Here is an 18,991-nt window from a genome sequence, read left to right on the forward strand (position 1 = left end):
GGGCCGCGGGGCGCTTCAGGCACCGGGAAATGTCGGTGGCCGGGTCTAGATTCAGGGCTGTGAGCACACGTTGGACCACCGACGACGTCTGGGCGCTCGCGCCCGACCCCTCCTCCCGCAAGGCCGCCGTCAAGACCGCCGCGCCCGCCCAGTGGAGCGGCGCCGGACACCGCCCCGCCGACGGCGCCGCCGCTCCCGCCGTGTGGGGCGACTGCGCCGGCAGCGGCAAGACCCCCTACCGCGTCATGGCCGAGCTCAGCACGCCGCCCGCCTACCGCTGCAGCTGCCCCAGCCGCAAGACCCCCTGCAAGCATGCGCTGGCGCTGCTGCACCTGTGGGCCGAGGGCGGCGTGGAGCCGGGCGAGCCCCCCGAGCACGTGGCCGAGTGGCTGACCCGCCGGGCGGCCGCGCACAAGCGCACCGCCGCGTCCGCCGACCCCGCGGCGGCGGCCCGCCGGGCCGAGCAGCGCGAGGAACGCGTGGCCGCGGGCCTGGCCGAACTCGACCTGTGGCTGCGCGACCAGGTCGAGGCCGGGCTGGCCGCCGCCCGCGACGACGGATACCGGCGCCTGGACTCCATGGCCGCTCGGCTCGTCGACGCCCAGGCCGGGCGGCTCGCCGACCGCGTGCGCGACCTCAGCCGCCTCGGCACCGCCCGCGACTGGCCCGACCGCATCCTCGGCGAGTACGCGCTGCTCCACCTGCTGGCCGGCGCCTACCAGCGCCGCGGCGACCTCCCGGCGGACCTGCGCGCGACCGTCCTCTCCCGGGCGGGGCTGCCCGCCTCCGCCGACGAGTCCGCACCGGTGCGCGACACCTGGCACGTGCTGGGCCTGTGCGACTTCCCCGCCGGGCAGGTGCGCGGCCGGCGGGTCTGGCTGCGGGGCGCGGTGTCCGGACGCACGGCCGCGCTGGTCTCCTTCGCCCCCTCAGGGCAGACGCCGCACACGCCGGTGCACCCGGGTACCGCTGTCGATGCCGACCTGGCCTTCTACCCCGCCGAGTGGCGGGCCGACGTCGTCGCCGTCCATGCCCGGCGGCCCGCCGACCCACCCGTGGGGGCGAGTGCCGATGCCGCCCTGCGCTCCTACTCCGATGCCCTGGCCGCCGACCCGTGGCTGGAGGCGTGGCCGGTCGTCCTCGCCGACGCGGTCCCGGTGCGCGCCGATCCCTGGCTGGTCGCCGATTCCGCCGGCAGGGCCCTGCCCCTGCTGCCGGAGTGCTCGCCGTGCTGGCCGCTGGCGGCCGTATGCGGCGGCTCGCCGGCCACGATCGCCGGCGAGTGGACGCCGCAGGGCCTGCGGCCGCTGGCCGTGTGGGACTCCGCCGGGAGATTCGCGGCGCTGGACCGGTCGGTGCCGGCCCGCCTCTCCGCGGACGTGTGACGCGCCGCGCCGCCGCCGAAGCCGCCGATCCGCTGCGGCCTGTGCCGCCCGTATGCGCAGAGGAGTCCCCATCACCGCCCCGAACCCCCGATCGGCCGCCGCCGGGAAGCCGCGGGGCCTCGCCCGCTCCGCAGCCGCTGAGCCGAGTCGTCCCGCCCCGATGCCGGCGAACGCCTCGCCGCCCCGATCAACCGGCACTCCCGGTCCGCCGCCACCCGGCGCAGGCGCCTGCGATCGCACCTCCCGCAGCCGAGCGTGCACCGGCACGCCGGAGGCCCGCCGGGGCGCGGCTCCGCCGGGCAGTCCCGGCGCGCACTCGGCGGCAGGCCGCACGGCGCGCTGCGCGCACGGCACACCGCAACCCCGGATTTCCCGTCTGCGGCGGCCGCCGGAGGCTCCCTCGCCGTCCTGAGCGCGGTATAGGGCCCCCTACCTCGCCGCCTGACCGCAGCGCCCCCACGATCCCCCCGCCCCCGACCTGTTGAGGACCGCTCCTTGACGACCCTCGCCGATCCGCCCCCCGACACGCCCCCTTCGCAGCCCGGCTCCTGGTCCGGCCTCGTCTCCGCCGCCCTGGTGGGAACCGCGCGGCGGCCGGTACCGCCGCCGCCCGCGGGCCCGGGTGACGCCGACCGCACCGACCCCGCCCTGACCCTGCTCGACCGCGCCGCACTGGCCGCCGTCCACGCGCGCGCCGGACGGCTGCCCGCGCGCAGCGGCGCGCAGGATCCCGGCGGATTCGATCCGGCGCCTCCCGAAACCGCTCCCCCGGCGCCGCCCCGTGCCGCACGCCGGCTCGCCGATCTTCTCCTGGGAGATTCGCCCCTGCTGCTGCAGGAGTGGCTGGAGCTGGCAGCGCAGGCCGGCGTCCGGGTCCCGCCCGAGTGGCTGCCCGACCTCCTCGACCGCTGCGGTCGCGCCCCCCGCCGACTGGGGCGTGCCCTGCTGCCCGTGGCCGGGCGGCGCGGGCTGTGGCTGGCCGGCCTCGATTCGGGGTGGGCCTACCTGCGGCTCCTCGCCGAGGCCGCGGAGTTCACCGCCGAGCAGTGGCGCGCCCGGCCGGCCCAGGAGCGCCACGCTTTGCTGGAGGCCCGCGAGCCCCACCTCACCCCCGCCGACGAACCCCTGCTGGAAGAGGCGGTGGGCGACCGCAGCACCCGTGTGCGGGGCCTGGCCATGGCGCTGCTCGCCCAACTGCCCGGCACCGAGCGCGGGCGCCTGCTGGCCGACTATGCCCGCCGCCACCTGCGGCGCGGCTCCGACGGCACGCCCGAGATTCGCCTTCCCGACCTGTCCGACCCCCGTTTCCTGCGGGCGCTGGGCGCCCGGCCGCGCGCGGAGCAGATCCGCGGCGCCGAGACCCGCCGCGAGTGGCTGTGGACGCTGATCTCCCACGCCCCGCTGCGCACCTGGTGCGGGCACCTGGGCGCGGACCCCGGCGAGGTGGCCGGGTTCGCCGCAGCCCACGACGACGAGTTGCTGCAGGCCATCGCCAACGCCGCGGTCCTCCAGCGCGACCGGGACTGGGCGCGCGCCCTGCTGCCGATCGTGCTGGAGCGCCTGACCGACACCCACGACGTGCGGGCCAGCCGCGGGCCCGCGCTGCTGGCCCTGCTGCCGCCGGACGAGCAGTGCGCCTGGGCCCTGGAGCGCGCCACGCGCCTGCGCTCCGGGCGGCGCGGCGACACCCCCGGGGCGCTGCTTCCCATCGCCGAGGCCCTCGACTGCCCCTGGAGCCGCGAGTTCGGCGCCGTGGTCGCCGACGCGCTGGCCGCCGCCCGGCGCGGCGACACGTCGGCGGGCCGGCTGTGCCGGGTGGCGGCCACCCGGATGCCGCCCTCGCTGCATCCGCGGGCGGCCGCCGCCGCGCATAGTTCCGAACTCGGCGAGAGCGGCCGCAAGGCCCTCAGCGAGCTTGCCGAAACCCTGAGGTACCGATCCGAGATGCACGAGGAGTTCCGTTGACCCTGCCCCCTCCCGCCGCCGCGCTGCGCCCGCACGCCGAGCAGAGCTTCGCCGAGGAACTGGCCGCTCTGGAGCGCGCCGACTCCCGGACGCGCCCGCCCGGGTGGCGGCTGTCCCCGTGGGCGGTGACCCGGTACATCCTGGGCGGCACCCTCGAGGACGGCACCGAGATCACCCCCAAGTACATCGGCGCCCGGCGCGTGGTCGAGGTGGCCGTGGCCACGCTGGCCACCGACCGCGCCCTCCTGCTGCTGGGAGTGCCCGGCACCGCGAAGACGTGGCTGTCGGAGCACCTGGCGGCGGCCATCGCGGGCGACTCCACCCTGCTGGTCCAGGGCACCGCGGGCACCGCCGAAGAGGCGATCCGCTACGGCTGGAACTACGCCCGGCTGCTTGCCGAGGGCCCCTCGGAGGCGGCGCTGGTGCCCAGCCCGATCATGACCGCCATGTCCGAAGGGCGGCCGGCGCGCGTCGAGGAGCTCACCCGCATCCCCTCCGACGTGCAGGACGCGCTGATCACCGTGCTGTCGGAGAAGACCCTGCCGGTTCCCGAACTGGGCACGGAGGTGCAGGCCAAGCGGGGCTTCAACGTGATCGCCACGGCCAACGACCGCGACCGCGGCGTCAACGACCTCTCCAGCGCCCTGCGGCGCCGGTTCAACACCGTCGTCCTGCCGGTTCCGGCGACCGTGGAGGACGAGATCGACATCGTCACCCGCCGGGTCGCCGACCTCGGCCGCTCCCTGGAGCTGCCGGAGGTGCCCACGAGCCTGGCCGAGATCCGCCGGGTCGTCACCGTGTTCCGCGAGCTGCGCGAGGGCGCCACCGCCGACGGCCGCGCGAAGGTCAAGTCGCCCAGCGGCACGCTGAGCACCGCTGAGGCGATCTCGGTGGTCACCAGCGGCATCGCGCTGGCCGCGCACTTCGGCGACGGGACGCTGCGCCCGGCCGACGTCGCCGCGGGCATCCACGGCGCCGTGGTCCAGGATCCGGTCTCCGACGGGGTCGTCTGGCGCGAGTACCTGGAGACCGTGGCGCGCGACCGCGACGGCTGGGACGACTTCTACCGCGCCTGCCGCGAGGTGAGCGGCTGATGGCGCGCGTCGACACCGGCCGCGTGCACGTGCTGGGCGTGCGCCACCACGGCCCCGGGTCGGCCCGCTCGGTCCTTGCCGAGCTGGAGCGCGTCGGTCCCGAGCTGGTGCTGATCGAGGGTCCGCCGGAGGCCGACGAACTGGTGGGGCTCGCGGGCGAGCTGACGCCGCCGGTCTCGCTGCTGGCCTACGTGCCCGATTCCCCGTCGCGTGCGGCGTTCTGGCCGTTCGCCGCCTTCTCACCGGAGTGGGCGGCACTGCGCTACGCCGCCGAGCACGGCGTCGAGGCGCGCTTTTGCGACCTGCCCGCCGCCCACACCCTCGCGGCGCAGGAGGCGGACGCCCCGGAGGGGGCCGACCCGGAGCCGGCTCCCGGCGGGGGCGGCGAGGCCGCGCCCGAGGACCCGGAGGCCGCCGGCGCCGGCCGCGCGATCGCCGACCCGCTGGGCGTGCTCGCGGAGGCCGCCGGCTACGACGACCCGGAGCGCTGGTGGGAGGACGTCGTCGAGGGCCGCGCGGCGGTTCCCGGCGCCTCCTCCCCCGGCGCTCCCCCCGCCGGAGCATCGCCCTTCCCCGCGATCGCCGAGGCCATGGCGGCGGTACGCGCCGAATCCGGCCCCGCACCCGCCGGGCCGGCGGCCCTGCGCGAGGCGCGCCGCGAAGCCCACATGCGCCAGGTCCTGCGCCGGGCGATGCGCTCGGTCGGCGGCCCCATCGCCGTGGTGTGCGGCGCCTGGCACGTCCCCGCGCTGCTGGAGCACCCGCGGGCGGCCGAGGACACGGCGCTGCTGCGCGGCCTGCCGAAGACCAAGGTAGCCGCCACCTGGATCCCGTGGACGCACGGCCGGCTGGCGGCGGCCTCGGGCTACCGGGCCGGGGTGCGCTCGCCCGGCTGGTACCACCACCTGTTCACCGCCCCCGACCGCCCGGTCGTGCGCTGGCTGGCCGAGGCCGGCCGGCGCCTGCGCGAGAAGGACCAGCCGGTCTCCTCGGCGCACGTCATCGAGGCCGTCCGCCTCGCCGAGGCGCTGGCCGCCCTGCGCGGGCGCCCGGCGGTGGGGCTGGAGGAGGCCGCCGACGCCACCGAGTCGGTGCTGTGCGAGGGCGCCCCGGCGCGGGCGCACCTGCTGCACCGCGAGATGGTCGTCGGCGAGCGCCTGGGCGCGGTGTCCGAGCGCACCCCGCTGGTTCCGCTGCAGCGCGACCTGGCCGCCCAGCAGCGTCGGCTGCGCCTGAAGCCGCAGGCCGAGCCGCGCGAGGTCGATCTGGACCTGCGCGAGGACTCCGGTCGCCGGCGCAGCGCGCTGCTGCACCGCCTGCGGCTGCTGGGGATCGACTGGGGCACGCCGCGCGGCGACTCCGTCCGCGCCCGCGGCACCTTCCGGGAGCCGTGGCTGCTGGCCTGGCAGCCCGAACTCGAACTGCGGCTGATCGAGGCCGGAGTGTGGGGCACCACCGTCGAGGCCGCGGCCGCCGCCCGCGTGCGGGCCCTGGCCGCCGACGCGGACCTGCCGCAGCTGACCGAGCTGGCCGAGCGCTGCCTGCACGCCGACCTCGGCGGCGCGATCGGCGACGTGCTGTCGGCGCTGACCGCCCGCGCCGCCGAGGACACCGACATCGAGCACCTCATGACCGCCCTGCCGCCCCTGGCGCGGTCGGCGCGCTACGGCGACGTCCGCAACAGCGACTCGGCTGCGCTGCGCACCGTGGCCGCCCAACTGCTGGCCCGCATCCGCGCGGGCCTCGTCCCGGCGGTGTCGGGGCTGGGCGACGACGCCGCGGCCGCGATGGCCGCCGCCATCGACGGCGTGCACGGCGCCGCGGTGCTGCTCGGCGGCGGCGACGAGGACGCGTGGCTGGCGGCGCTGGAGGCCGTGGCCCTGCGCGAATCCGCACCCGGGCGGGTCTGCGGGCGGGCCGACCGGATCCTGCACGACTCCGGCCGGCTGGCCGACTCCGCACTCGCCGACCGGCTGTCGCGGGCCGCCTCGCGCGGCACCGCGCCGACCCGCACCGCTCACTGGATCGAGGGGTTCCTCTCCGGCAGCGGACTCCTGCTGGTCCACGACACCGCTCTGCTGGGGGTGATCGACCGCTGGCTCGGCGGACTGGCCGGCGACGCCTTCACCCAGGTGCTGCCGCTGCTGCGGCGCACGTTCGGCGCGTTCGCCGCCCCCGAGCGCCGCGCCATCGGCGACAGCGCCCGCGCTCTGGGCGGGCCCGGCGGACCGGGCGCGGCCGCCGGCGCCGAGCCGGTCGACGCCCGGCGCGCCGCCCCGGCGGTCGCGACGGCGGCGGCGCTGCTGGGGCTCGGCGCAGGAGGCGGATGAGCGGGGGACCCACGCGCGCCGAAGGAACCGCGCGCTCCCCCGCCGCACCGACGACCGTCCATCGAGAGGAGGAGCGGCGGCCCGGCCCCGCCGCGGCCGCCGCGGAACACCGTATGAACGAGCAGACCGCACACCCCGGCGACACCCCATCCCCGGGCGAGGAGACCGAGCGCCTGCGCCGCTGGCGGCTCGTCCTGGGCGGCGCGGCCGAGTCCGCCTGCGGCGGCCTCGCCGGCGGCGACACCGGCATGGACGCGGCGCTGGCCGCCCTGTACAACCGCGACGGCGAGGGCGAGGGCGGCGGAGGCGACCGAGGCGCGCAGCGCTCGGACCGGCGCAGCGGCGGCCTGGGCGGTTCGGCCCCCGCCGTGGCCGACTGGCTCGGCGACATCCGCGGCTACTTCCCCTCCAGCGTCGTACGGGTGATGCAGACCGACGCCGTGGAGCGCCTGGGCCTGCAGCGGATGCTGATGGAGCCGGAGATGATGGAGGCGGTCGAGCCCGACGTCCACCTCGTGGGCACACTGCTGTCGCTGAGCCAGGTCATGCCCGAGGCGGCCCGGGAGTCCGCGCGCGCGGTGGTGCGCAGCGTCGTGGAGGACCTGGAGCGGCGCCTGGCCCAGCACACCCGCTCGGTGGTCCAGGGCGCCCTGGACCGCTCGGCCCGCACCCACCGACCCCGCCGGGTCTCCGACATCGACTGGGACCGCACCATCCGCCGCAATCTGGCGCACTACCTGCCCGAGTACCGCACCGTGGTGCCCCAGAACCTGGTCGGCTACGCCCGCCGCAGCCGCGGCGTGCAGCGCGACGTGGTGCTGGCCGTCGACCAGAGCGGTTCGATGGCGGAGTCGGTCGTCTACTCCGGCGTCTTCGGTGCGGTGCTGGCCTCGATCCGGGCCCTGAAGACGTCGATGGTCGTCTTCGACACCTCGGTGGTGGACCTGACCGACCGGCTCGGCGACCCCGTCGAGGTGCTCTTCGGCACCCGCCTGGGCGGCGGGACCGACATCAACCGGGCGCTGGCCTACTGCCAGGGGCTGATCGCCCGGCCGCAGGACTCGGTCCTGGTGCTCATCAGCGACCTGTACGAGGGCGGGGTGCGCGAGGAGATGGTCCGCCGCGTGGCGTCCATGACCGCGGCGGGAGTGCAGGTGGTGGTACTGCTCGCCCTCTCCGACGAGGGCGCGCCCTCCTACAGCCGCGAGAACGCCGCCGCCCTCGCCGCGCTCGGTGTCCCCGCCTTCGCCTGCACCCCCGACCGCTTCCCCGACCTGATGGCCGCCGCCGTCCAGGGGCGCTCGCTGAAGGCCTGGGCCGAGCAGGAGGAGGGCGCTTCGGACGCCGTGTAGCCGCCGCCGGACCGCGGGGCGGCGCCTCCCGCCGGCCGCCGGGGCGGCCGGCGGGAGGCGCCGCACGCCGCGCTCACATCCAGCGGCGCCACTTGAAGACGGCGTAGAGGGTGACGCTGATGCCCGCCATCAGCGCGAGTGCGAAGGGGTATCCCAGCACCCAGTCGAGTTCGGGCATGTAGTCGAAGTTCATCCCGTAGACGCTGCCGACCAGGCTGGGCGCGAACAGGATGGCGGCCCAGGCCGAGATCTTCTTGACCTGCTCGCCTTGGCGGTAGCTGGCCTCGGTCACCCGGCGCATCTCCTCGTTCTGGGCCTCGTTGACCAGGGTGGCGTTGACGGTGAGGATGCTCTGCAGCATCTCGCGGAAGCCGTCGACGCGCTCGGCGACCGTGGTGGCGTGGTCGGCGACGTCGCGCAGGTAGCGGCGCAGCTCCTCGTCGGTGCCGTACTTCTCGAAGCCCTCGCTGAGCGAGCGCAGCATCGGAAGCAGGGGCCGGGCGGCGCGCTGGAACTCCACCACCTCGCGGGAGAGCTTGTAGATGCGCCGGGAGACCGCGGGATCGCCCTCGAAGACCTGGGTCTCGATCTCGTCGATGTCGTTCTGCAGGCCCGCCACCACCGGGGCGTAGCCGTCGACGACCGCGTCCAGGATCGCGTACAGCACCGCCTCCGGGCCGTGCGCGAGCAGTTTGGGGTCGCCCTCCAGGCGGCGGCGCACGGCCGAGAGGTCGGGCGCCTGGTTGTGCCGGACGGTCAGCACGAAGTCCCGGCCGACGAACAGGTGCAGCTCGCCGAAGCGCACCTCCTCGCTGGCGTCCAGGTAGAGGGCGGACTTGAGCACCACGAACAGGGTGTCGCCGTAGCGCTCCAGCTTGGGGCGCTGATGGGCGACGATGGCGTCTTCCACGGCCAGCTCGTGCAGCCCGAACTCCTCGGCCGCGGCCAGCAGCTGGTTGCTGGAGGGGCGCAGCAGCCCGATCCAGACCATCGCGCCCTCTTCGTCGGGGGTGCGGCGGTGCAGCTCGGCCAGGTCGCGCAGCTCGGTGGGAGCCTCCTGGCGCCTTCCGTTGACGTAGATCGCGCCGTCGATGACGCTGTCCTGGACCGGCGGCGTGGGGCCGCCGCTGTCGTCGGGGCGGGGATCCATGGAGTACTCCGGCGGTCGGGGCCGGGCGATCCTGCGCGTGTGCTGGTTGTGCCGGATTCCGGGAAGCCAGGCCAGTGGATTGCGTTGGGCCATGAGGAAACCCCTAGACATGGAGGCGAGCGGAGACGGCGGCGGGCGCACCGGAGCCCTGCGCCGCGGGATGTCGGATGAACGCGGCGTCAAGCCGTACTGGGAGGTTGGCTCATGATCGGCCCCACCTCCCCGGTTCCGCTCAGCTTCTCAACGCGCCTCCATCGTACCGCGATGCCGGAACGTTGCCCGATGCGCCGCGGCGTGGTCGGATGGACGCGTGCGGATCTGGAACATCACCAGCGGCGCGGCGGCGCCCCGGGCGACGTCGTTCGGGGCGGTGGCGGGTTGAACGAGCCCCTTTTCGGCGCCGAGCCCGTCACCGTCGCGCCCGGGGCGGTGCACCTGCCCGGCTGGCTGGGCGCCGAGGCCCAGCGCGACCTCGTCGAGCGCTGCCGGGAGTGGTCCCGCGGCCCCGGCGGGATGATCCGGCACCGCATGCCGCGGGGCGGCGTGATGAGCGTGCGCATGACCGCCCTCGGGTGGTTCTGGGAGCCCTACCGCTACTCGCGCACCCTGCCCGGCGGCGAGCCGGTGCCGCCGTTCCCCCGCGTCCTGGGCGAACTGGCCCGCGACGGGGTGGCCGCCGCCTTCGGCGCACCGCCCGGCCCCGACACTCCGCCCTACGACGTCGCCCTGGTGAACTTCTACGACGCCGGCGCCAGGATGGGCATGCACCAGGACCGCGACGAGCAGGCGGATGTGCCCGTGGTATCGCTGAGCCTGGGTGACGCCTGCGTCTTCCGGTTCGGCAACACCCGCACCCGCGCGCGCCCCTACACCGACGTGGAACTGGCCAGCGGCGACCTGTTCGTCTTCGGCGGCCCGGCGCGGATGGCCTATCACGGGGTGCCGCGCACCCGGCCGGGTACGGCGCCGCCCGGACTCGGCCTGGCGGAAGGGCGGCTGAACATCACCATCCGCGCCTCCGGACTGGGCTGAGCCGATCACGCGGGCCCGCCCGCGGCCGGCCCGCCCCTGCGGTCCGGATGATCGCGCACGCCTCCCACGGGCGCGAGGCCGCGGCAAGCCGCGGGGCGCTCAGCCGCGGATGAGGTCGCGGATGTTCACCCACAACAGCACGACGACGATCAGCGCGGTGGGTACCAGCAGCGCGATCCGCCAGGCCACGGCGAAGGCGACGATGATCCCGGCGATCAGTCCGCCGACGACGAGCACGATCGCCACCCCGGTCAGGAACGAGGTCAGCTTGCGGCGTGCGACGGCGTCGATCAGGGCGAAGGCCAGTACCACCCCGATCATGGCCGGGGCGGTGTAGGTGCCGCGCACGAGCAGCATGCCGCCCAGCGCGCAGATGAGCAGCGGCGTGCTCAGCGCCGCCCACACGTGCAGGAACCGGGTGGTGCGCTGCTGGCCGGTGGCATAGGGCAGGTGGGGGCGGTGCAGGTGCTCGGTGGGCGTGGGGGCCACGGGCCGCTCGCCGGCCAGCGCGTCGCGGCAGGAGTCGCGTTCGTCGGCCATCATGGCGCGGCGGCGGTAGGTGGCGGAGAGCTCCCGCTCGTCGGCGCGGATCCGCTCGTCGTACTCCTGGGCGCGGCTCTGGGAGTGGCTCTCGTGGCCGAGGACGAGCCGGGCCGCCGAGAGCCGGCGCAGGGCGTCGCGCCGGCGGACGATCTCGGCGTCGGCTTCGGCGATGCCCTTCTCCAGGTCGCCCAGATGGGCGGCGAGCTCGGCGCGCGCGGCCTGCTCGGTGGGCGCGACCTTCTGCAGGCCCACCCAGGCCAGCGGGTCGGCCCAGGACCAGCGGATGGTGCCGTCGCGCTCGTAGCGGGGGCCGCTGGGCGCCCGCTCGCCCTCGAAGAAGTCGCGGGTGTCGCGGCCCCACAGGCCGCGGAAGCCGCGCACCCAGGGGGTGTCGTCGTCGATGATGTGGGCGCGCCATTCCAGGTCGGCGCCGGGTCCCACCCGCGTGCCGTCGCCGCGCGCGTAGTCGACGAAGGGCACGCCGATGCCGTGCCGGACGATGGCGCTGTCGCTGCGGAACAGCCGCAGGGTCAGCCGCCGCCACATCCGCACGGCGCCGCGCAGCACCGCTGGGTCGACCTGGATGAGGTAGTCGCCGGGCAGCATCTGGTGGGAGTGGGAGCCGGCGCCGACGAAGATGACGGGGTGGTCGCCCTCGCGCCGCAGCTCCTTGTCGTCCCAGCTGCGCCGCAGGTCGTCGCCGTAGTACTCGTGAGAGGACGCGCCCACCCACATCGGCCGGGTGCGGCCCTGGGAGTCCTCGACCAGGTAGACGGTGACCTTCTCCCAGTCGGCCTCGTGGTCGTTGACGCCGCCGTAGGTGGAGCGCCAGTCGTTCATGGCGTAGAAGAACCAGTACTGCAGGGCGATGTAGCCGCCCTCGCGCACGACGCGCCCGTAGTAGCTGGCAGGGCGGTCGGCGCCGCCGATCCGGTCGCGGTAGCGGGTGGCGGCCGCGGCTGCCACGCCTCCGGGGACGGCGCCGCGGATCAGCAGGGAGAGCTTCATCAGGATGTCGACCACGCGGCCGAGGACGCCCACGGCGGCCAGGCGGCCGCTGCGCGGGATGACCCGGCGGGCGGACCGGCGGTGCCGGCGCGCCTCGGCGCGCAGCGAAGACTCCTGGACGAAGCGCAGGTGCTTGTAGCGGCCGGGCCATTCGCGCTCGGCGTCGGCCAGGCGGTCGAGGGTGAGCTCGCCCGCCGGGACGCATTCGACCTCCTTGCCGTCGCCGTCTTCGCACCACAGGCTGCAGCAGCGCACGTAGGCGTCGACGTCAGCGGGAAAGAAGAGCTCGCCCCGGGTGAACACGAGGACGGGCTCATAAGCACGCAGGAGTTCGAGGTCGGATTTCGTACCCATGATCGCTGCTGACCTTATTGCATCCGGTGCAGGCGCCGCATCGCGCGCTGTGCGGCGGGTCCCGGCGCGGGCGGGGTCGCCGGGCGGGCGTGGTAGCGGGCGGCTGCCGACCGTGTCCCGCGCAGGTCGGCGCGGCGTAGGTTGGGGGTATGGAGGAGGATCTGATCGCTCCGCTGCTGGAGTCCGCTCGGGGGGACGCGCCGCTGGCCGCCCTGCGCGCCACCGTCGAACTGCGCCAGGAGGTCGAGCGCCTGGAGGCGATCCAGGTGCGGCGCGCCCGGATGCAGGGCTACACCTGGAGCGAGATCGCCGTGATCCTGGGCATCAGCAAGCAGGCGGTGCACAAGAAGTACGGCGGCGCCCGCAAGGAGAAGTGAGCGCGCTCCGCTCGTACGCGGCCCCGGGCGCCCGGGGCCGCGCGCGAGCGGCGGCTCAGCCGACGCGTTCGGGCGCGCGGGCGCGCCCGGGTGCGCCGGAGTCGGTGGCGGGGGCCGGCGGAGCCGGTGCCTGCGAGCCGGCGGCTCCGGCGCCGCTGCGCTTCGGGCGGAGGGCGCGGCCGTCTCCGCGGGCGGCTCCGATTCCCGCCGCCACCACCAGTGCCATACCCGCGATCTGGATCCAGGCGGGCCATTGGCCGATGACGGCCATTCCCATCAGCAGGGCGACCGCGGGTTCGAGGCTGGCGAAGGTGGAGAAGGCGGAGCGGCTCATGCGCTGCAGCACCACCATCTCCAGCAGGAACGGCACCAGGGGGAAGAGGACCGCGATCACCAGGGTGACCGCCAGCACGTGCCCCGGGTCGGGCGCGGCCAGTACCGGCGGCAGGCCGAGGGGGGCGGTCAGCACCGCGCCGACCGCCATCGCGACGGCCAGCCCGTGCACCGCCTTGAACCGGCTGCCAACGCGCTGGGTGAGCACGATGTAGAGGGCCACGCACACGGCGCCGGACAGCCCCAGCGCGATGCCCACCGCGTCGGCGCCGCCCGTCCACGGGCGGGTCAGCAGCAGCACCCCCGCCGCGGCGGCCGCGATCCACACGCCTTCGCGCCGGCGCCGGAGCGCCAGCACCGCAACGGCCAGCGGCCCGAGGAACTCCAGTGCGGTGGCCGTGCCCAGGTCGATCCGGGCCGTCGCAGCGGAGTAGAGGACCATCATCCCCGCGCTCGCTGTGCCCAGGATCACGGCTGCGCCCAGGTCGCGCGGCGTCGCCGAGCGCAGGGCGCGCCACAGGGGGCGCCCGCCCAGCGCCGCCAGGATGAGCGCCGCCCACAGCAGGCGCAGCCAGGTCACGCCCAGGGGGCCGGCCTCGCTGAAGGCCCGCACGGCCAGGGCGCTTCCGGTGTGCAGCACGAACATGCCCGCGAGCAGCAGCAGGGCGGGCGGGATCCGGTTCAGGGCAGCACGTACCGGGGTCGCGGAGGTGATCATGGGATCATTCCACTCACCACGTCTGTTTCTGTCCACGGACCGTTGGCGGATCGATCGTGTAGTTTCGGTGGATGGACTTGACGCGGTTGCGGCTGCTGGTGGAGCTGGAGCGGCTGGGGACCATGGCGGCGGTCTCGGAGACGACGGGGATGGGCACCTCCGCGGTCTCCAAGCACTTCGCCGTGCTGGAGCGCGAGGCGGGCGCGCAGCTGCTCGTGCCCGACGGGCGCCGGGTGCGCCTGACCCCGGCCGGCCATCGGCTCGCGCGCCACGCCGCCGACATCCTCGCGAGGGTCGACACCGCGCGGGCCGAACTGGCGGGCGAGGGCGAGCCGGTGGGGCGGGTGGAGCTGGTGAGCTTCGTCAGCGTGGCCGGGCCCATCGTGCTCCCGGCGGTGCGCCGCCTGCAGGCTGACCATCCCGGTATCGAGGTGCGGTTGGTCGAGCACGAGCCCGACGAGGCGCTGGAGCTGCTGCAGTCGGGGGCCGCCGACCTGGGATTGCTCTACGACTACAGCCTGGTGCCGCGGCGCTTCCCGGGCACCCTGACGCTGCGGCCGATCGGCACCGAGCCGCTGCTTTTGTCCCAGCCCTCGGGCGGGGAGGCCACCAGCCGCATCATGACCCGGCGCCGGCTGAGCGGGCTCGCCGAGGCGTCGTGGATCGCCAACTCGCGCGGCAGCGACGAGGACGAACTGGTCCGGCGGCTGTGCGCCGGCGCCGGGTTCGCGCCGCGCATCCGGCACCGCATCGACAACCTGGAGATCGTCGAGCAGGTGGTGGCGGCGGGGATGGGGGTGGGGGTCATGCCCAAACTCGCCGCGGCCGCGCGCCGCGGAGTGGTCCACTCCCCGCTGGGCGACCTCGGCGGCACCCGGCGGATCTCGCTGGCGAGCAGTGCCGGGGGCTGGGCGTGGCGGCCGATCGCGCTGCTGGCCGACTACCTGTGGCAGGCCGCGCAGGGGGTGCTGGACGACGTCGCCCCGACCCCTCCGGTCTCCGGCCGCGGGTCCGGCGGCGCCGAGGAGTGAGGTGACGGCCGCTCAGGCCGCGTCGCCCCCGGAGACCATCAGCGGTCCCACCGAGGGCACCGGGACCTTGGTCGCGGCCTCGCGTACCGCGCTCAGCAGCGGCTCGGTGGTGTAGCCCGCCCGGCTGAGGGCGACGATGTGGCGGCGGGCGGTGTTGCGCACGGTGCGGACCACGATGTGCGGCGCGGACAGCCCGGCCCAGCCCAGGCGCGGCATCAGCGCCACGCCCAGCCCGGCCTGCACGAGCGCGAAGACGGCGCTGAACTCGTGGACGGTGTGGGCCACCCGCGGGTGGAAGCCCGCCTGGTGGCAGGCCGCGGTCACGCAGTCGTACCAGGGAGACCCCGGCGCCGACATGATCCAGTCGGCGTCGGCGAGATCGCCGGCCAGCTCCAGGTCGTTGGAGGCGGCCAGCGGGTGGTGATAGGGCAGCACCGCGTCGAAGGGCTCCACCATGATCGGGTCGATCTGGAACTCGGTGGTGCCGCTGGGCGGGAGGTGCTCCGAGGACATCGTGATGGCGATGTCCAGCTCGCCCGAGCGCAGCATCTCGGTGCTCTCGTCGGGTTCGGCCTGCACGATCTCGAAGCGCCATCCGGGGTGGGTGCGCGCCAGCCCGGCCACCGCCGGACCCACCAGGTCGCAGATCCCGGTGGCGAAGGAGCCGACGCGGGCGACACCCACCGCGCCCTCGGCGTACTCGGCCAGATCGGCCTGAGCCCGTTCCATCTCGGCGAAGATGACGTCGGCGTGCTCAAGGAGCACGCGGGCGGCGCCGGTGAGGATGAACCTGCGCCCCTGCCGTTCAACGAGGGCGACGCCGGTCTCCTTGGCCAGGGCGGCCAGCTGCTGGGAGACCGCCGAGGGCGTCACACCGAGCGATTCGGCCGCGCCGGCGACCGTCTGGTGGCGGCCCAGGGCCTGCAGCAGCTGCAACCGGCGCACATCGATCATGCCCTCAATCTATTCCGCCGCGCAGCGCGGCCGGGGCGCTGTCGGCGGCCGGCGCCGAATCGGCGGAGTGATCATGGCCACGCAGCCGGCCGGGCGGCCCGCTCAGCTCGCGCGGTCGACGCGGCGCAGGTCGGCCACCAGGCGCTCCACGACGGGCACGGAAACGCCCGCCCGCCGGGCGGCGCGCAGCAGCGCTCCGCCGAGCGCATCGACCTCCATGGGGCGGCCCGCCTCGCGGTCGCGCAGCATCGACGGCTTGGTGGGCACCGGAGCGGCGTCGAACATCTCCACGACGCGCCCGGTGTCCAGGTCGATGCCGTTGGCCGAGGCGACCGCCGCGACCTCCTCGGCCACGGCGACCAGGTCGTCGCGGCGCTGGGCGCGCGCGGTGCCGATGTCGCTGCGGTTGTGGGTGCACACCAGGGCCGTACCGAGCAGGAACTGGAACTTGCGCCACAGGACCCCGTCCTCGTCGTCGCTGAGCCGCACCTGCAGGCCGGCCGAGCGCAGGGCCGCCGCCAGGTTCTCCACCCGCTCTTGCGGCGCCCCGGAGTAGGCGATGTCCAGCGCCGCGAAGGGACTCGTCTGGGCGATGCGGCCGGGCTCGGTGCGGGTGGACTCGACGCGGATCGCGGCGGCCAGGACGTGGGCGCCGGCGTAGTGGGACCGCAGTAGGTCCATGTGCTCGAAGCCGTTGAGCAGCGGCACGACCAGCGCGCCTTCGGCCAGCTCCGGCGGCACCCGCTTGAGGGATGCCTCCAGCGCGGTCGCCTTGGGGGCCACGATCAGCACGTCGGCGGGTTCCGTGGCCGCCGACACCGCGGGCACGTCGACCCGGAAGTCGCCGAGGACGGCGGAGTCGATGCGCAGGCCGTGCGCGGCGATGCGGTCGGCGGTGGACTCGGTGGCCACGACCGTCACCGGGTGCCCGTCGCGGGCGAGCGCGCCCGCCAGGAGCCCGCCGACCCCGCCGGGGGCGAGGACGGTGATGCGGCCGGGGCCGGCCGCGGATCCGGAGTCGGTGGTGTGCGCGCTCATGTGCGGCTGCCTTCCTCGTCGAACGGCCGGACCGGGCGCGGCGCGGCCGCAGGGGCCGGCGCGCCGGAGGATCCATTGTCGCGCCCGTGTTCCGCCGGGGCACCTTCGGGGTAGCGCCGTCCCCACCGGCAGCAGGCGCGGCCCGGTGGGCGCGGGGCGGACGGCGGCGGACGGCGGTCGAAGCGGCGCCGGCGCGGGAGCCGCAGGGGGAGCACGGGAAGCGCGGGGCCGATCACGGGGAACGGAGGGTGTGAATTTCTGCGGAACTTTCGTCGCTGTTACTACACAGGCACCTTTCCCTCGTGTCGTGGCGGCGCAGGCGGCTGCTGCGACGTACCGTCGGAAATACAGCCCACCTCGCCGATCGGTCTGCATCACAGCACCGGGTGCGGCGAGGCCGGGGTGCGCGGACGCATCGAGAACGGGTGGAAAGAACATGGAAACTTCGTTGGCGACCAAAACATTCGGTGGAGTTCCGACGCTGCGCTTCCGGTACCTGGGCCCCGCAGACGTAGACGAGCTGGCCGACCTGTGGGCGGCGCTGCACGAGCAGCACACCTCCACGGCGCCGCACCTCGAGGACATGATCACCCGAGTGACCGCCGACGAATCGTGGCGCCGCCGCCGGGCGCAGTACCTGGCTTGGCTGAGGGAGCCCGAGACCCTCGCCGTCGTGGCCGAGCGCAACGGGGAGTCGGTGGGCTATGCGATGGTGACCGTCCGCGAGAACCAGCAGGGTTCCTGGGACCGGGGCTCGCGCGTCGCCGTCGTGCAGACTCTTTCCGTCCACCCCGACCACACCGGCACGGGTGTGGGGTCGGGCCTGCTGGAGGAGCTGCGCCGCCAGGTCGGCGGCATGGGCATCCGCGATCTGGAGCTGACCGCCTTGGCCACGAGCTCCGAGGACATCCGCTTCTTCGAGCAGGAGGGCTTCCGCCCCTTCGTGACGACGATGGTGAGCCGGATCGGCGCGTTCAGCGGCCACGACTGAGCCCTGGTCGCTCAGACGCGCACGCCCGCTGAACGCTGAACCTGAGCACCGGCATCGTGCAGGAACCGGGTGTTCGGGGGTCGAACCGGGTGTTCGGGGGTCGAACCGGGTGTTCGGGGGTCGAACCGGGTGTTCGGGGGTCGGGGCACTCAGCGATTCGGTTTGTGCATAGGTCGGGTGCACCAGGCACGGGATCGGCGTGATCGCCGATAGCCGATGGCTGATATCCGTTCGACGCGATTTGGGGGCGGCGCGCCGCGCCGCCCCCAAGCCCATCGAACCGGGCGCCCTTGGGCTGGAACTGCTGGGAGTAGCGGTCAGGGCGTGTTGTCGGCAGGCGTGTTGTCGGCAGGAGATACCGGCAGAAGGCCGGCCCCGACGGGGCGGCGAGGGAGGAACGGGGTTCAGCCTGTGCCCATCGGGCTGGGTGCCCGCCGGTGGCCCACGCGACGAGGGCGGCGACGGCCGCAGGGGGTCCAGCCCGCGCCCACCGGACCCGGTGCCCGCCGGTGACCCGTGCGACGGGGGCGGCGAGGACGGCGGATGGCCGGGCCCGAGCCCACCGGTTCGAGTGCCCGCCGGTGACCCGTGCGACGGAGGCGGCGAGGACGGCGGATGGCCCGGCTATGCGGTCATCGCTTGGTGTCGGCCGATGGCTGATCATCCGGCGCAGCAGCGACGGCCGCACGGGGTCAGCCCGCGCCCACCGGACCCGGTGCCCGTCGGCGCGGCAGGCGACGGTGGCGGCGAGGGCGGTGGTGGGGCGGCCTACGTCGGGTTTAAGGAGTCGGGCACCCCAGGAGGTTGCGGCAATGGGGCTGTGATGCGCGAAGCGCGGTGCGCCAGCTTGCCGCCGAGCGGCGGTGCACCTGTGTTTCGGAGGCCCGCCACCCGTGGTGCGGCTCCACCTGGGAAGGACTGCGTGCGCTCGGCGGCAAGCTGTGACCGCGCTTCGCGAGGCGCACCCATTGCCGCAGCCCCGATGGTGACCGCCCCGGGTGGTACCCGGTGGGTTCCTGCAAAGCGGCCCCCGCCGTTCTGACACACCGCCCGGGCGCGGACGTTTCGGGCATTTCACTCCGGGTGGGGCCACGATGCCCGCCGATGGCGCGCGGTGAGGCTGCGCGGCGCGCCGCAACCCCGGGTCTTCCGGGATGCGGAAGGAAACCGGGATGTTTTGCCCGGACTGCCCGGATGCGGCGGGGGGTGAAGGCGGCCGGGGTGCCACGAGGTGCGCGTTTGGAGCGGTTTCGGCGCGGATCCCCGGTCCAAACGCCATGATCATCGCCGATCCGGGCCGCGCGGGCCGTCCCGGCGCCCCCGCATACCGGACACC

14 protein-coding genes are annotated in these 18,991 nt (G+C 75.2%); 9 read left to right on the forward strand and 5 right to left on the reverse strand.

Annotation, left to right across the window (positions count from 1 at the left end; genetic code table 11):
- Positions 1 to 59 precede the first annotated feature (59 nt).
- The 5 genes from FZ103_RS19630 (at position 60) to FZ103_RS19650 (ending at position 8,126) form a co-directional block, all read left to right on the forward strand.
- A complete protein-coding gene (locus FZ103_RS19630; RefSeq protein WP_343233611.1) occupies positions 60 to 1,385 on the forward strand; it encodes an SWIM zinc finger family protein in 1,326 nt (441 codons plus the stop codon).
- A gap of 495 nt (positions 1,386 to 1,880) precedes the next feature.
- On the forward strand, positions 1,881 to 3,350 hold the full coding sequence (locus FZ103_RS19635; RefSeq protein ID WP_156003171.1) for a DUF5691 domain-containing protein: 1,470 nt from the start codon (positions 1,881 to 1,883) through the stop codon (positions 3,348 to 3,350).
- Positions 3,347 to 4,444, forward strand: coding sequence for an AAA family ATPase (locus FZ103_RS19640; RefSeq protein WP_156003174.1), 1,098 nt, complete (start codon positions 3,347 to 3,349; stop codon positions 4,442 to 4,444). The genes FZ103_RS19635 and FZ103_RS19640 overlap by 4 nt, the downstream gene beginning before the upstream one ends.
- Complete coding sequence (locus tag FZ103_RS19645) at positions 4,444 to 6,774, forward strand: DUF5682 family protein (RefSeq protein ID WP_156003176.1); 2,331 nt, start codon at positions 4,444 to 4,446, stop codon at positions 6,772 to 6,774. The genes FZ103_RS19640 and FZ103_RS19645 overlap by 1 nt, the downstream gene beginning before the upstream one ends.
- 113 nt (positions 6,775 to 6,887) lie before the next feature.
- Positions 6,888 to 8,126, forward strand: a complete 1,239-nt coding sequence (locus FZ103_RS19650; protein ID WP_156003179.1) for a VWA domain-containing protein — start codon at positions 6,888 to 6,890, stop codon at positions 8,124 to 8,126.
- A 73-nt stretch (positions 8,127 to 8,199) separates the two neighbouring features.
- On the opposite strand, the gene FZ103_RS19655 is transcribed toward FZ103_RS19650, so the two are convergent.
- On the reverse strand, positions 8,200 to 9,369 hold the full coding sequence (locus FZ103_RS19655; protein WP_156003182.1) for a magnesium and cobalt transport protein CorA: 1,170 nt from the start codon (positions 9,367 to 9,369) through the stop codon (positions 8,200 to 8,202).
- A gap of 285 nt (positions 9,370 to 9,654) precedes the next feature.
- On the opposite strand from FZ103_RS19655, the gene FZ103_RS19660 reads away from it, so the two are divergent.
- A complete protein-coding gene (locus FZ103_RS19660; RefSeq protein WP_156003185.1) occupies positions 9,655 to 10,308 on the forward strand; it encodes an alpha-ketoglutarate-dependent dioxygenase AlkB in 654 nt (217 codons plus the stop codon).
- Positions 10,309 to 10,407: 99 nt separating this feature from the next.
- Here FZ103_RS19660 and FZ103_RS19665 read toward each other — a convergent pair whose 3' ends face one another.
- Complete coding sequence (locus FZ103_RS19665) at positions 10,408 to 12,213, reverse strand: NPP1 family protein (protein WP_156003188.1); 1,806 nt, start codon at positions 12,211 to 12,213, stop codon at positions 10,408 to 10,410.
- A 149-nt stretch (positions 12,214 to 12,362) separates the two neighbouring features.
- Between FZ103_RS19665 and FZ103_RS19670 the strand changes: the two genes are divergently transcribed.
- A complete protein-coding gene (locus FZ103_RS19670) occupies positions 12,363 to 12,590 on the forward strand; it encodes an ECF-type sigma factor (protein WP_156003191.1) in 228 nt (75 codons plus the stop codon).
- Between the two features lie 55 nt (positions 12,591 to 12,645).
- Here FZ103_RS19670 and FZ103_RS19675 read toward each other — a convergent pair whose 3' ends face one another.
- Positions 12,646 to 13,641 carry a DMT family transporter gene (locus FZ103_RS19675; RefSeq protein ID WP_156003194.1) on the reverse strand — a complete coding sequence of 332 codons (996 nt, stop codon included), beginning with the start codon at positions 13,639 to 13,641 and terminating at the stop codon, positions 12,646 to 12,648.
- 71 nt (positions 13,642 to 13,712) lie between these two features.
- On the opposite strand from FZ103_RS19675, the gene FZ103_RS19680 reads away from it, so the two are divergent.
- Complete coding sequence (locus FZ103_RS19680; RefSeq protein WP_156003197.1) at positions 13,713 to 14,672, forward strand: LysR substrate-binding domain-containing protein; 960 nt, start codon at positions 13,713 to 13,715, stop codon at positions 14,670 to 14,672.
- A gap of 12 nt (positions 14,673 to 14,684) precedes the next feature.
- Here the strand turns inward: FZ103_RS19680 and FZ103_RS19685 are convergent, their stop codons facing one another.
- Both FZ103_RS19685 and FZ103_RS19690 read right to left on the reverse strand, forming a co-directional pair.
- A complete protein-coding gene (locus tag FZ103_RS19685; RefSeq protein WP_156003199.1) occupies positions 14,685 to 15,626 on the reverse strand; it encodes a LysR family transcriptional regulator in 942 nt (313 codons plus the stop codon).
- Positions 15,627 to 15,728: 102 nt separating this feature from the next.
- Complete coding sequence (locus FZ103_RS19690) at positions 15,729 to 16,664, reverse strand: ketopantoate reductase family protein (protein WP_156003202.1); 936 nt, start codon at positions 16,662 to 16,664, stop codon at positions 15,729 to 15,731.
- A 436-nt stretch (positions 16,665 to 17,100) separates the two neighbouring features.
- Here FZ103_RS19690 and FZ103_RS19695 point away from each other — a divergent pair, with 436 nt between their 5' ends.
- The gene (locus tag FZ103_RS19695) at positions 17,101 to 17,655 is read left to right on the forward strand and encodes a GNAT family N-acetyltransferase (RefSeq protein WP_156003205.1); all 555 of its coding nucleotides are present in this window, start codon (positions 17,101 to 17,103) and stop codon (positions 17,653 to 17,655) included.
- The last annotated feature ends 1,336 nt before the right edge of the window (positions 17,656 to 18,991 follow it).

It is taken from the genome of Streptomonospora sp. PA3, assembly GCF_009728995.1.
Classification (GTDB): domain Bacteria; phylum Actinomycetota; class Actinomycetes; order Streptosporangiales; family Streptosporangiaceae; genus Streptomonospora.